Raw genomic sequence first — 12,194 nt, forward strand, 5'->3', positions numbered from 1 at the left:
ATGTTGTATTTTTACTTCTGCGCCGCAAGCGCCTCTTTCACCCAGCCATCAAACTGCTGCTGGTGAGCTTTGATCCAGCCATCCACGTGGCCTTTAATATCGGCTTCGGACGATTTACCCGCGTGCATCATCGCGTTCTGGGCATTGATGTCCGCCAGCGGCAGCTTCATCACCGAGAACAATTTCGCCGCAGCCGGGTTTTTCTCTGCCCAGGCTTTGTTCGCCACGATATGCATGGTGTTCACCGGGAAGCCATAGTTCATGCCGTTCAGCAGTTTGGTGTCGATATCTTTCTGCTCGCCCGGCAGGGAGGAGAAGGGCACCTGCAACCACACCACGTCTTTGCCCGGCTTCAGCACGTCGCTCACCCAGTACGGCGTCCAGGTGTAGTAGATCACCGGCTTGCCCTCTTTAAAGCGGGCGATGGTGTCGGCCATCATCGCGGAGTAATTGCCGTGACTCACGTCGACGGTTTTCGCCAGATCGAACGCTTTGTTCTGGTGGTTGATCACCGCTTCACAGCCCCAGCCCGGTGAACAGCCCATCATGTCCGCTTTGCCGTCGCCGTTGGTGTCGAACAGTCTGGCGATCTTCGGATCTTTCAGCTGTTCAATATTGGTGATGTGGTACTGGTCGGCGGTTTTCTTGTCGATCAGATAGCCCTGCGCCGCGCCGGTCACGAAGGTGCCTTCGCGATAGAATTTCTTGTCACCGCCTGCGGCAGCAAACATATCGTCGTGCAATGGCTGCCAGTTCACGGCGGTAAAGGTGGCATCACCGGAGGCAATCGAGGTATAGCCCACGTTGTAATCCACTTCGCTCGGCGTGTTGACCGTATAGCCCAGCTTCTCCAGCGCGCGGCTGACGAGCTGCGTCTGGAAGGACTCTTCCGAAATGGTGCTTTGCACCGGCTGCACGGTAATGCCTTTGCCCGGCAGGTCAGCGGCAAACGCGCTGGTGGAGACAAGGGTTGCAAACGCTGTGGCAAAAAGTACGTTATGTCGCATCGTTGTTCCTTATTTTGTAAAGGGGCGGGTGAGTAACCCGACAGGGCCGGTGGTGTACCAGCGACGGTTGCCGCGACTGCGTGAATCACGACCGACAGCCTGGGTCAGGCGGTCAAGAATGATGGCGAGGATCACAATCCCGACGCCGCCGACGGTCGCCAGCCCCATATCAAGACGGCCAATACCGCGCAGTACCATCTGGCCTAACCCGCCAACGGCAATCATCGAGGCGATTACCACCATGGACAGCGCCAGCATCAGGGTCTGGTTCACGCCTGCCATAATGGTCGGCATCGCCAGCGGAAGCTGAACCTTGAACAGCATCTGACGCGGGCTGGCGCCGAACGAGCGCGAGGCCTCAATCAGATCCGCAGGCACCTGGTTAATGCCCAGGATCGTCAGGCGAATAATCGGCGGCAGGGCGAAGATTATGGTCACCACTACCCCCGGCACGTTACCGATACCGAACAGCATAACGATAGGCACCAGGTAAACGAACGCCGGCGTGGTCTGCATCGCATCCAGCAGCGGGCGAATAATTTTCGCGGCCCGCGGGCTGCGCGCCAGCCAGATCCCCATCGGTAGCCCGATGACAATGCAGAAGAGCAGGGCGGTCAGCACCAGCGCCAGGGTAATCATCGCCTGAGACCACGCGCCAATCGCGCCGATGGCAATCAGGGAGATTAGCGTGGCGACGCCCATCCCCGCGCTACCGAACTGCCACGCGATCAGCGAGAACAGGATAATCGCCACGGGCGCAGGCATGCCCAGCATCAGCTGCTGGAAGCCGTTCAGGATGTAATCCACCGGGATGCGGATCCCCTGGAACACCGGGCGGAAGTGGGTAACGACCCAGTCGATCCCCTCCGTCACCCAGCTGTCCAGCGGGATCAGCGTCTTGTGGAACGGATCCATAATATTGAAATGCTCTGGCGCAGGCGCAGGTGCGCTGTTGAGCCAGTCCGCCGCGCCGCCGCCGTCGGCAGGTGCGGGCGTGGAACCCCACGCATCGGCAGATTGCGCCGCGCTGTCCGCAGCGTCAGTGGTACCCCATGGGTTTGATTGATCAGCCATTGTTTGCCCCCTCGCGATCTAAAGCCTGTAGCAACATCCGTTTTGAGATGATGCCAACGTACTGTTGTTCTTCCCCGACAACCGGCACGGCGCAAGGCGCCTGACCCACGTGAGAGAGCAACTCGCTGAGCGGCGTTTCGGCGTCCACGGCAAGCGGAGCGTCAATCAACGCCGCATCGATTCCCTGGTTTTCGCTCAGGGCGGTTTTCAGAGAGTCGATGGAGACAACGCCGACAAATTTATTGCCGCGTTCAACCAGATAACCGTATTCACGATCTTCATCCTGCAACAGCTTCAGCGCGGAGCGCGGGCCGAAACCTGGCGTTTTTCGAATAATGCCGTTTGGCGTTCGGCGGGCAATATCTTTCGCGCTAAATACGTGGCTAATATCCACGCCGCGGAAGAAGGTGCGCACATAATCATTTGCCGGATTATTGAGAATTTCATCAGGCGTACCGACCTGCACCACCTCGCCATTTTGCATAATGGCAATTCGATCGCCAATACGCATGGCTTCATCCAGATCGTGAGAAATAAACACGATGGTCCGCTGATGTTTGGCCTGTAATTTTACCAGCTCATCCTGCATCTCGGTGCGAATTAAGGGATCGAGCGCCGAGAAAGCTTCGTCCATTAATAAAATATCTGGATTAATGGCTAATGCGCGGGCTAATCCCACGCGCTGACGCATGCCGCCTGACAGCTCATCCGGGTAGGCATGAGCGTAATTTTCCAGCCCAACCTGACGCAGCGCATCAAGGGCTTTTTCCTGACGTTCCTGAGCGGGCGTGCCGGCTAACTCCATGCCGAAGGCGGTATTATCGAGCACCGTCATGTGCGGCATCAGCGCAAATGACTGAAACACCATCGCAATTTTCTTTCTGCGCACCTCGCGGAGTTCTGCGTCTGAGATTCTGGCGATATCCACGCCGTCAATCAGCACCTGTCCGCGGGTGGGTTCAATCAGGCGATTGAGAAGGCGAACCATAGTGGATTTACCCGAACCGGATAATCCCATGATGACAAAAATCTCGCCTTCTTCAATGGCCAGACTGGCGTCTTTAACGCCAAGCGATAGCCCGGTTTTTTCCAGAATTTGCTCTTTCGAAAGGCCTTTCTCAATATATTTGAAAGCACGCTGCGGGTGCTCACCAAATACTTTATAAAGATTTTTCACTTCTAATTTAATTGCCATGCAATAGAGAGTGTCCTGTTATTTGTTTATGTCGATATGATTACCAAGGTAAATAGTTAACTGGCATTACCCTAACATACTCAGAATCTGAGACAACCCTGAGCGGGCATGAGGTCGGAATTTTGCCACAAGCGAAACGGCTGAATTTCCCATGAATAAAGGGCTGAGGGTGGTTTGAATTTTTCTCAATTTTTTGCTGCTGCATGGGGAAATTCCGCCTGAATCGGTGTGATTCAGGCGAATATGACGTGGAAATTACAGTGTAGTACGTAGTGAAATATTCGGCCGGGAATAATGAAGTTTATATTTAATTAACGAACGTTAATTCACTCATTAAAAATCCCAGTCCTCATCTTCCGTCTCCACCGCTTTACCCATCACGTACGATGAGCCGGACCCGGAAAAGAAGTCGTGGTTTTCATCCGCGTTGGGCGACAGCGCCGCGAGGATCGCCGGGTTCACCTCCGCCATCTCCGGCGGGAAAAGCGCCTCGTAGCCCAGGTTCATCAGCGCCTTATTGGCGTTGTAGCAGAGGAACGCTTTTACGTCCTCTTCCCAGCCCGTTCCGGCGTACAGTTCTTCGGTATAGCTCAGCTCGTTGTCGTACAGATCCATCAGCAAATCGAGCGCAAATCCCTTCAGCTCTTCCTGCTTCGCTGCGCTGACTTTTTCCAGCCCTTTCTGGTACTTATAGCCGATGTAATACCCATGCACCGCCTCGTCACGAATAATGAGGCGAATCAAATCGGCGGTATTGGTAAGCTTGCCCCGGCTCGACCAGTACATGGGCAGCCAGAAGCCGGAATAGAAGAGAAAAGATTCCAGGAACACGCTGGCGATCTTCTTCTTCAGCGGCTCGTCGGCGCGATAATACTCCAGCACCAGCTCCGCCTTCCGCTGCAATGACGCGCTCTCTTCACTCCAGGCGTAGGCCGCGTCCACGTCTTTGGTCTGGCAGAGCGTCGAGAAAATCGAGCTGTAGGAGCGGGCATGGACCGCCTCCATAAAGCTGATATTCGACATCACCGCCTCTTCGTGCGGTGTCAGCGCATCGCTCATCAGCGCGGGGGCACCCACGGTGTTCTGAATCGTGTCCAGCAGCGTCAGGCCGGTAAAGACGCGGATTGTCAGCTGCTGCTCGGCGTGGCTGAGCGTTTGCCAGGCCGGAATATCGTTGGAGAGCGGCACCTTTTCCGGCAGCCAGAAGTTGCTGGTCAGGCGGTTCCACACCTCCAGGTCTTTATCGTCCTGAATCTTGTTCCAGTTAACGGCACTCACGCGTGACAGTTTCATCCTTTCTCCTTACAGCGCGCAGGACACGCAGCCTTCGATTTCGGTGCCTTCCAGCGCAAGCTGGCGCAGGCGAATGTAGTACAGCGTTTTGATGCCTTTCTTCCAGGCATAAATCTGCGCCTTATTGATATCCCGCGTGGTGGCGGTATCCGGGAAGAAGAGCGTCAGCGACAGCCCCTGGTCCACGTGCTTTGTCGCCTCGGCGTAGGTATCAATGATTTTCTCCGGCCCGATCTCATAGGCGTCCTGATAGAGCGCCAGATTGTCGTTGGTCATAAACGGGGCAGGGTAGTAGACGCGCCCGGTTTTGCCTTCCTTGCGGATTTCAATCTTCGACACGATCGGGTGAATGCTCGACGTGGCGTGATTGATATAGGAAATGGAGCCGGTCGGCGGCACCGCCTGAAGGTTCTGGTTATATATGCCGTAGCGCATTACGTCGTCGCGCAGCTGCTGCCACATCTCGCGCGTCGGCAGGGTAATGCCGGCGCGGTCAAACAGCGCGCGCACTTTTTCGGTTTTCGGCTGCCAGTCGCTTTCCAGATACTGGCTGAAATATTCCCCGCTGGCGTAGCGCGACTGCTCAAAGCCTGCGAACCGCTGGTTGCGCTCGCGCGCCAGCATCATTGAGGTGTGCAGCGCATGCCAGGTGATGGTGTAGAAATAGAGATTCGTGAAATCCAGCCCTTCCGGGCTGCCGTAGGCGATGCCTTCCCGCGCCAGGTAGCCGTGCAGGTTCATCTGCCCCAGGCCGATGGCGTGCGACGCGGCGTTGCCCGCCTCAATGGACGGCACGCTGCGGATGTGGCTCATGTCCGATACCGCCGTCAGCCCGCGAACGGCGGTCTCCACCGTGCGGCCAAAATCTGGCGAATCCATGGTGTGGGCAATATTCAGCGACCCGAGGTTACAGGAGATGTCTTTGCCAATGTCCGCGTAGTCGAGGTTTTCGTCATAGGTGGAGGCGCTGTTGACCTGCAAAATCTCCGAGCACAGGTTGCTCATGTTGATGCGCCCGGCAATCGGGCTGGCGCGGTTAACCGTATCCTCGTACATGATGTACGGGTAGCCGGACTCAAACTGAATTTCCGCCAGCGTCTGGAAGAAATCGCGGGCGTTGATGTACTTCTTGCGGATGCGATCGTCTGCAACCAGCTCGTCATAAAGCTCGCTTATCGCCACGTCGCCAAACGCTTTGCCGTAGATCCGTTCAATGTCATACGGCGAGAACAGCGCCATGTCGGCATTCTCTTTGGCCAGCTTAAAGGTGATATCCGGGATAACCACACCGAGCGACAGGGTTTTGATGCGGATTTTTTCGTCGGCGTTTTCACGTTTGGTATCCAGAAAACGCAGAATATCCGGGTGGTGCGCGTGCAGATAAACCGCGCCCGCACCCTGGCGTGCGCCAAGCTGGTTGGCGTAGGAAAACGCATCTTCCAGCATCTTCATCACCGGGATGACGCCGGAAGACTGGTTTTCGATGCGTTTGATCGGCGCGCCCGCTTCCCGCAGGTTTGAGAGCAGAAACGCCACGCCGCCGCCGCGTTTCGACAGCTGTAGCGCCGAATTCACCGCACGACCAATCGACTCCATATTGTCTTCAATACGCAGCAGGAAGCAGGAGACCAGCTCGCCGCGCTGGGCTTTGCCGCAGTTAAGGAAGGTTGGCGTGGCAGGCTGGAAGCGGCCTGAGAGCATCTCCTCCGTCAGCCTTTCGGCCAGAGCTTCATCGCCCTGCGCCAGCGTCAGCGCCACCATGACCACCCGATCTTCAAAGCTTTCTAAATAGCGTTTGCCGTCGAAGGTTTTCAGGGTGTAGCTGGTGTAATACTTCCATGCGCCAAGAAACGTCTGGAAGCGAAAACCGCTGGCGTGCGCACGTGCAAACAATGCCTCCACGAAGGCGCGATCGTAGCGGGTCAGGACGCGCTCTTCGTAATATCCCTCTTTTACCAGATAGTCGAGACGTTCCCGCTGGCTGCCAAAGGCAACGCTGTTCGGGCGTACGTGGGCGGCAAAAAAGGCGTCCACCGCTTCACGATCTTTATCGAGCTGAATGCGCCCCTCGCGGTCGTAGAGGTTAAGCATTGCGTTTAATGCGTGGTAATCCGGCGTCGCCTGAATCACGCGTTCTGCGGTTGTCGTTGCCAAAATTCGTTCACTCCTTTACGCACGTTCTCTACGTCCTGCTGTGTCCCCATCAGTTCAAAACGATAGAGATACGGCACGCCGCATTTTTGAGAGATGACATCCCCGGCGCGGGCAAAGGCCTCGCCGAAATTACGATTGCCCGCCGCAATCACGCCGCGAATCAGCTGTCGGTTATGGGGATCGTTCAGAAAGCGGATCACCTGACGGGGAACAGCCCCCGCGGTGCCGCCGCCGCCATAGCTCGGCACCACCAGTATGTAAGGTTCGTCTACCTGAATACGCTCCCGCTCGTTCAGCGGGATGCGTATCGCAGGCAGCCCGAGGCGCTCCATAAACCGAAGCGTGTTTTCCGAGCTGCTGGAAAAGTAGACCAGCCTGCTCATGCACTGACGGCCTGAGCGGCAAGACGGTTGATCATGTCCGGGCGAAAGCCAGACCAGCTGGTATCACCGGCAACCACCACCGGAAGCTGACGAAAACCCTGCGCCCGCAGGATGTCAGCCGCGTCGGGCACCTGATCAAGATTGACCATCTCAAATGCCACGCCGCGGCTCTCCATCGCCCGTTTCGTGGCGTGGCACTGAACACAATCGTTACGAGTGTAAATAATAATGCTCATGATTCGCATTTCCATTTAGAATGAGAGAACGGCGCGAGTAAACGCGTCATGTTGTGTGTATCTGTCTAAAGGGAATACTAGATGTAGTTGTGATAAGTTTCAACCACACAAGATATGGGAAATTTAGATTGATAAGGCCCTAATGATGAGCCCGGCGGGGCAGGGCGGGCTGTGCATGTTTTTCAGGCTTTCCGGCAAAGAAAAGCCCCGGCGCCAGGGGCAACCGGGGCTAAGAACTCGCGCTTACTTACGCAGGCTAAGCAGGGCGCCGACAAAAATACCGACCGCCGCCACCGTTCCCAGCGTACACAGCGGTTTTTCACGTACGAAGGTGGTGGCGCAGCTGGCCATGTCGCAGGCCGCCTGGGTGGTACGTGAGCGGCCATTCATCCTTGCGCGCGTTTCACGCAGCAGAGACTGAGCCTTACGTTTCGCGGCATCTGTTTCATCCTTCGCATCAGAGCCCCAGGATTTCAGCACCGCTTCCAGCGTATCCGCTAATTGGCTGACATCATTACGAATATCCTGGGTGTCGTCGTTAATATCGTTTCGGTTCGGTCTGTTAAACATACGATCCTCCATAATTTGTGTTCCCGTTTAGTCTAGTTCAGAAATTTAATATCTGAAGCCAGTCACGGGTTATCAGGCAGTTTATGGAATATTCTGAAAGCCCTGCTAATGCTGAATACTGTAAGGTTGCCCGGCAGGTATGATAATGAGGAAGAGATATGTATTTACGACCCGATGAGGTGGCGCGCGTTCTTGAAAAAGAAGGGTTCACCATGGATGAGGTAACATCAAAAGCGTACGGATATCGCCGTGGCGAGAATTATGTTTACGTTAACCGTGAAGCAAGAATGGGGCGTACTGCTCTCATTATTCACCCGACACTGAAAGACAGAAGCCTGTCATTTGCTGAGCCCGCCTCGGATATTAAAACCTGCGATCATTATCAGCAATTTCCGCTCTATATAGGCGGCGAGACGCATGAACATTATGGTATTCCGCACGGTTTCAGCTCGCGTATGGCGCTGGAGCGGTTCCTGAAAGGGCTGTTTGGCGACGTACAATAACTCTGCGACTGGCATGTGCCAGTCGCCTCACCTTACGCTTTGGCCTGGCTATAGGGGCTGACTTTAAACAGGCGACGGCAGTAGTCCAGAAAGTAACCGTACACCGCACCCATCAGCATTGATACCACGATATTCGAACTTACCGCGGCGGCGATTTGATGCCAGTCTGCGCCCACCGTCAGCAAAATAACCACATACACCGGGGACTGGAACGTTACATAGGCCAGCACGTCAGCCAGGTTTTTTACCCAACCTGCCGGGCTAATACGCCGGGCATAACGCATCACCGCATCGCGATACAGTCCGTACGGCCAGGCGATCATAATATTCACCGGAATGGCCACCAGGCGCGACGAGAGGGACTGCTCAAAGGACATTCCCGACAGAAATATTTCAATCAGCATGTTCACGACGGAACAGTAAACGACCATCGCGAAAGTATCCGCTACCGCATGGCGCAGGCGAGACTGCGGTGAGAACATGTCTGAACTCCTCGAACAGGACAAAAAAGTGGCGTTTTACCTGCGGCGTTTAGTGCTTTAGGTTGGTTTGTTTTGAGTGTATAGCGTATCTCTCTGGCTTTTAACTAACAAGTAGTGATTAATCTTTATTTAGTGGCGCTTTGTCCATAAAATTCTCTAAAGTCGTCTGTTTTTTGCGCGCTTCGTTATTTTCTTTCCCATCAACGTTTTTGTTGAAAGAAATCAAACGATTAGCTTATCTGAGCATGCGTGAAACGTTTGTTGTACGAGCGTTTAAGGACGGTTTTTTGAACGGTTTTAAACAGGCGTTTTTGACCAGATGCAGGACGGTATATTACGCATTATAACTGACGGATAATTCCGGGTTATATTAACGGGATATTCTAAAACATTTACAATAATGTCAAAACGACAGGGTGGGTAGATATCAGAACAAAAATCAATTATTCTGTTGCCTGATTTATGTTATACACACGAAGAAAGGTTTCTCATTATTATGGCTTTAACGTTACAGAATCTTAATAATATCCGTACGCTCCGGGCGCTGGCGCGTGAATTATCCATGGATGTTCTGGAAGAAATGCTGGAAAAAGTCCGGATGGTCACGGAAGAAAAACGCAGCGAGCAGGCTGAATTAGAGCGTCAACGCGCTGAGCAGCAGGAAAAAATTAATGCTCTGCTGGAACTGATGAAGGCTGACGGTATTTCCCCGAGCGATCTGTTAGGCGGTGAACTGGCTCATGCGGGCCAGCCGGCTAAAAAACGTAAAGCGCGTGCGGCGAAATATCGTTTCATCGATGCGAACGGTGAAGAGAAAACGTGGACCGGTCAGGGACGTACGCCAAAGCCCATTGCGAACGCGCTGGCAAACGGTAAATCTCTGGACGATTTTCTGATCTGATGATAATTCGGGCGGTGTATTCCGCCCGGTTATTGACTCAGCAGACGCCAAAGTCACCTTCTTCGGAGTACAGAACCACGTCCGCCGCTTTCAGGTTATATTTCTCGCCCTGCTCATTGCTGGCCTGTACGGCCACAATATTTTCACCATTCACTTCGAGTACTTTCAGTTTCGGACCGCCCTGACGCGGTTGAACATAATCGCCGACAGAAAACATAGCACCTCCTAACGTTGTTATGATCTTCACCATAGCCCACGTCCGGGGGCGGGGTACAGTCTAATCTTGCAAATACCCCTTATCAGGTACGCCGGTTCCACGGCATCACTTTTAGCAGTCGCGCCATGCCGCAAAAACCCGTCACACCGGCAAACAGCAGCCCGGCGCCCACAAAACCGCTCAGCAGGAAAAAGGCGCTGGAGACGCTGTAGCCCAGCACCACGCCGCAGAGGATCAGCAGCCCGGCGGCGATCTGCACCTGACGCATCAGCGGAAGGGGTTGCGATCTGTCTTCAACGGTCAGCAGCCCGGCCTGCTTCCAGCCCTGAATACCCCCCTCAACCACAAAGGCGTTTGCAGGGGACGCTGCCCGGGCAAGACGAGCGGCATTGTTTGAGGTTCGCGCGCCGGACTGACAGTGGAAAATCACCGTTTCTCCCGGCGCTGGGTTTAGCCCGCCGGGTAACGAATCCAGCGGGATGGAGTGCGCCGCCGGAATATGCTCGCGGGCAAATTCGTCGGCGTCGCGAATATCGATGAGTTTAGCGCCCTCTGCAATCAGCGTGCTTGCCTGCCGGGGCGTAATAAGGGGAAGAGACATTGTGTTTCCTTACGGCCATTTTCAGAACAGTAGAGCATTTAAGGCAAGGTTTAAGCCAGTGTAAAGAGGGTAAAGGCAGGTAAAAGCGCGAGTGCCGAATGGCAGTTACCCGTAAACTGGCTACGCTTAGAGTTGTGTCTTTTATACTTTTCAATTGGTTAGCTTGCACGGAGTTTTTATGGGTTTTTGGCGTGTTGTTTTTACGATTATTCTCCCGCCGCTGGGCGTGCTGCTTGGCAAGGGACTGGGCTGGGCGTTTATCCTGAATATCCTTCTGACCATCCTGGGTTACTTCCCGGGCCTTATCCACGCGTTTTGGGTTCAGACGAAAAGCTAAATACGCCACAGTAAGTCACTGTAGATCCGGGTCAGCGCGCCCTCGGGGCCAAACTGCTGTTTGATCCAGCGCGTGACCTGACCGGTCGCCGCATGCTGCGTGGCGAGCAGCATGCGCGAGTCCTGGCGCGGATTATTGATCCGCCGCGTCACCAGCAGCCCGTCCTCTACCGCCTCCCGCGTCATATACTCCGGTAAAAATCCAATACCTTCCCCCAGGATCTGACACTGACATTTGGTGTTGAAGTCCGGTACCAGAATCGCCTCCTGGCCATGAAGCAGCCAGCCGACCTTCTTGTTGATGGTGTGCGCAGTGTCCTCGACCATGATATTGGGATACAGACGCAGCTGACTTTCAGAAATGGGCTCCGGGGCGAACGCCAGCGGATGCGTCGGGGCGATGGCAAATACCCAGCGGATTGCGCCTATTTCGGTGTAATCGATCCCGCCGCCGTCCAGCAGCGTATCCGGCGCGCCAATGGCAATGTTGGCCTGATTATTAATGATGGAATCCCAGACGCCGTTGTACACCTCGGTCGTCACCGTGATCTGGCAGGTGGGAAACTGTTTTTTCAACACCTGGAGCAAACGCGCGGTATGGCATGGCGTATACAAAAGCTGATTAATGCAGATGCGCACCCGCGTCTCAATGCCCTGCGAAATGGTATCAATCCCGCGCTTGATGGCGTGAAAGTCATTCAGCAGGTCGGTCGCTTTACGATAAAAGTAAAAGCCGGATTCGGTCAGCTCAATGCTGCGCGTGTTGCGTACAAACAGCACCACGTCCAGCCCGGTCTCCATGCGCTTAATGGTGTAGCTGATGGCGGAGGTGGTCACGCCCAGCTCGGCAGCAGCTTTGCTAAAACTGCCAAAACGCGCCGCGGTGGTGAAGGCCAGCAAATTCTCTTCGGTAAAGATGGAATTCATATTATGGCTCCGGGTGACCATCAGTTTTGAACATATTTTAACAACGACGTTACATCAAGTTTGATGCCGGTCACAGTTCTGGCTTTTTACGTAGGGCCGCGTCATGTAAGGTTTTTTCAGCCATAAGGATAATGCAGCCTAAGGTGCCTGAACGCGGTAAAACATAAGAAAAAGGTTGCACAGACGCACGTTTTTGCCTGACTGTTGAATTTAAGTCAACAATGAATTGCGTGTCGATGAATCATTTTTAAGCGGATTCTTTTATGAACAGCCTGTTGCTATTCTCAGGTCATCAGAAGTGACACATAGGGAGTC

Annotated in this window: 15 protein-coding genes; 3 read left to right on the forward strand and 12 right to left on the reverse strand. The window is 54.4% G+C overall.

Annotated elements, in window-relative coordinates:
• Nucleotides 1–11 precede the first annotated feature (11 nt).
• The 8 genes from proX to INF58_RS11855 form a co-directional block, all read right to left on the reverse strand.
• Nucleotides 12–1,007 (reverse strand): glycine betaine/L-proline ABC transporter substrate-binding protein ProX, encoded by a 996-nt coding sequence (gene proX / locus INF58_RS11820; RefSeq protein ID WP_193527732.1) that lies wholly within the window; start codon nt 1,005–1,007, stop codon nt 12–14.
• A gap of 9 nt (nt 1,008–1,016) precedes the next feature.
• Nucleotides 1,017–2,081, reverse strand: coding sequence for a glycine betaine/L-proline ABC transporter permease ProW (gene proW, locus INF58_RS11825; protein ID WP_063869441.1), 1,065 nt, complete (start codon nt 2,079–2,081; stop codon nt 1,017–1,019).
• A complete protein-coding gene (proV, locus tag INF58_RS11830) occupies nt 2,074–3,276 on the reverse strand; it encodes a glycine betaine/L-proline ABC transporter ATP-binding protein ProV (RefSeq protein WP_063869443.1) in 1,203 nt (400 codons plus the stop codon). The genes proW and proV overlap by 8 nt, the downstream gene beginning before the upstream one ends.
• A 333-nt stretch (nt 3,277–3,609) precedes the next feature.
• Nucleotides 3,610–4,569 (reverse strand): class 1b ribonucleoside-diphosphate reductase subunit beta, encoded by a 960-nt coding sequence (gene nrdF, locus INF58_RS11835; RefSeq protein ID WP_064909824.1) that lies wholly within the window; start codon nt 4,567–4,569, stop codon nt 3,610–3,612.
• 9 nt (nt 4,570–4,578) lie between these two features.
• Nucleotides 4,579–6,723: a class 1b ribonucleoside-diphosphate reductase subunit alpha gene (gene nrdE, locus INF58_RS11840; protein ID WP_193527733.1), complete on the reverse strand. Its 2,145-nt coding sequence runs from the start codon at nt 6,721–6,723 to the stop codon at nt 4,579–4,581.
• Nucleotides 6,696–7,106, reverse strand: a complete 411-nt coding sequence (gene nrdI / locus INF58_RS11845; RefSeq protein ID WP_063869450.1) for a class Ib ribonucleoside-diphosphate reductase assembly flavoprotein NrdI — start codon at nt 7,104–7,106, stop codon at nt 6,696–6,698. Before nrdI ends, nrdE begins: the two co-directional genes overlap by 28 nt.
• The gene (gene nrdH / locus INF58_RS11850; protein WP_063451831.1) at nt 7,103–7,342 is read right to left on the reverse strand and encodes a glutaredoxin-like protein NrdH; all 240 of its coding nucleotides are present in this window, start codon (nt 7,340–7,342) and stop codon (nt 7,103–7,105) included. The genes nrdI and nrdH overlap by 4 nt, the downstream gene beginning before the upstream one ends.
• Nucleotides 7,343–7,585: 243 nt before the next feature.
• Nucleotides 7,586–7,912 (reverse strand): DUF883 domain-containing protein, encoded by a 327-nt coding sequence (locus INF58_RS11855; RefSeq protein ID WP_063869453.1) that lies wholly within the window; start codon nt 7,910–7,912, stop codon nt 7,586–7,588.
• A 158-nt stretch (nt 7,913–8,070) separates the two neighbouring features.
• Between INF58_RS11855 and INF58_RS11860 the strand changes: the two genes are divergently transcribed.
• Nucleotides 8,071–8,415 (forward strand): DUF2002 family protein, encoded by a 345-nt coding sequence (locus INF58_RS11860; protein ID WP_193527734.1) that lies wholly within the window; start codon nt 8,071–8,073, stop codon nt 8,413–8,415.
• 32 nt (nt 8,416–8,447) lie between these two features.
• Here INF58_RS11860 and alaE read toward each other — a convergent pair whose 3' ends face one another.
• The gene (gene alaE / locus INF58_RS11865; RefSeq protein ID WP_063869455.1) at nt 8,448–8,897 is read right to left on the reverse strand and encodes an L-alanine exporter AlaE; all 450 of its coding nucleotides are present in this window, start codon (nt 8,895–8,897) and stop codon (nt 8,448–8,450) included.
• A 496-nt stretch (nt 8,898–9,393) separates the two neighbouring features.
• Between alaE and stpA the strand changes: the two genes are divergently transcribed.
• A complete protein-coding gene (stpA, locus tag INF58_RS11870) occupies nt 9,394–9,798 on the forward strand; it encodes a DNA-binding protein StpA (RefSeq protein WP_063869457.1) in 405 nt (134 codons plus the stop codon).
• A 37-nt stretch (nt 9,799–9,835) separates the two neighbouring features.
• On the opposite strand, the gene INF58_RS11875 is transcribed toward stpA, so the two are convergent.
• Both INF58_RS11875 and INF58_RS11880 read right to left on the reverse strand, forming a co-directional pair.
• Nucleotides 9,836–10,015 (reverse strand): hypothetical protein, encoded by a 180-nt coding sequence (locus INF58_RS11875; protein ID WP_063451827.1) that lies wholly within the window; start codon nt 10,013–10,015, stop codon nt 9,836–9,838.
• A gap of 82 nt (nt 10,016–10,097) precedes the next feature.
• Nucleotides 10,098–10,616, reverse strand: a complete 519-nt coding sequence (locus INF58_RS11880) for a rhodanese family protein (protein WP_193527735.1) — start codon at nt 10,614–10,616, stop codon at nt 10,098–10,100.
• Between the two features lie 178 nt (nt 10,617–10,794).
• Here INF58_RS11880 and INF58_RS11885 point away from each other — a divergent pair, with 178 nt between their 5' ends.
• Nucleotides 10,795–10,953 (forward strand): YqaE/Pmp3 family membrane protein, encoded by a 159-nt coding sequence (locus INF58_RS11885; protein WP_003862203.1) that lies wholly within the window; start codon nt 10,795–10,797, stop codon nt 10,951–10,953.
• On the opposite strand, the gene INF58_RS11890 is transcribed toward INF58_RS11885, so the two are convergent.
• Nucleotides 10,950–11,879: a LysR substrate-binding domain-containing protein gene (locus INF58_RS11890; protein WP_193527736.1), complete on the reverse strand. Its 930-nt coding sequence runs from the start codon at nt 11,877–11,879 to the stop codon at nt 10,950–10,952. The two genes, INF58_RS11885 and INF58_RS11890, sit on opposite strands and share 4 nt — an antisense overlap.
• Nucleotides 11,880–12,194: the final 315 nt, after the last annotated feature.

It is taken from the genome of Enterobacter cloacae complex sp. P24RS (assembly GCF_014982165.1).
In the GTDB taxonomy this organism is placed as follows: Bacteria; Pseudomonadota; Gammaproteobacteria; order Enterobacterales; family Enterobacteriaceae; genus Enterobacter; species Enterobacter quasihormaechei.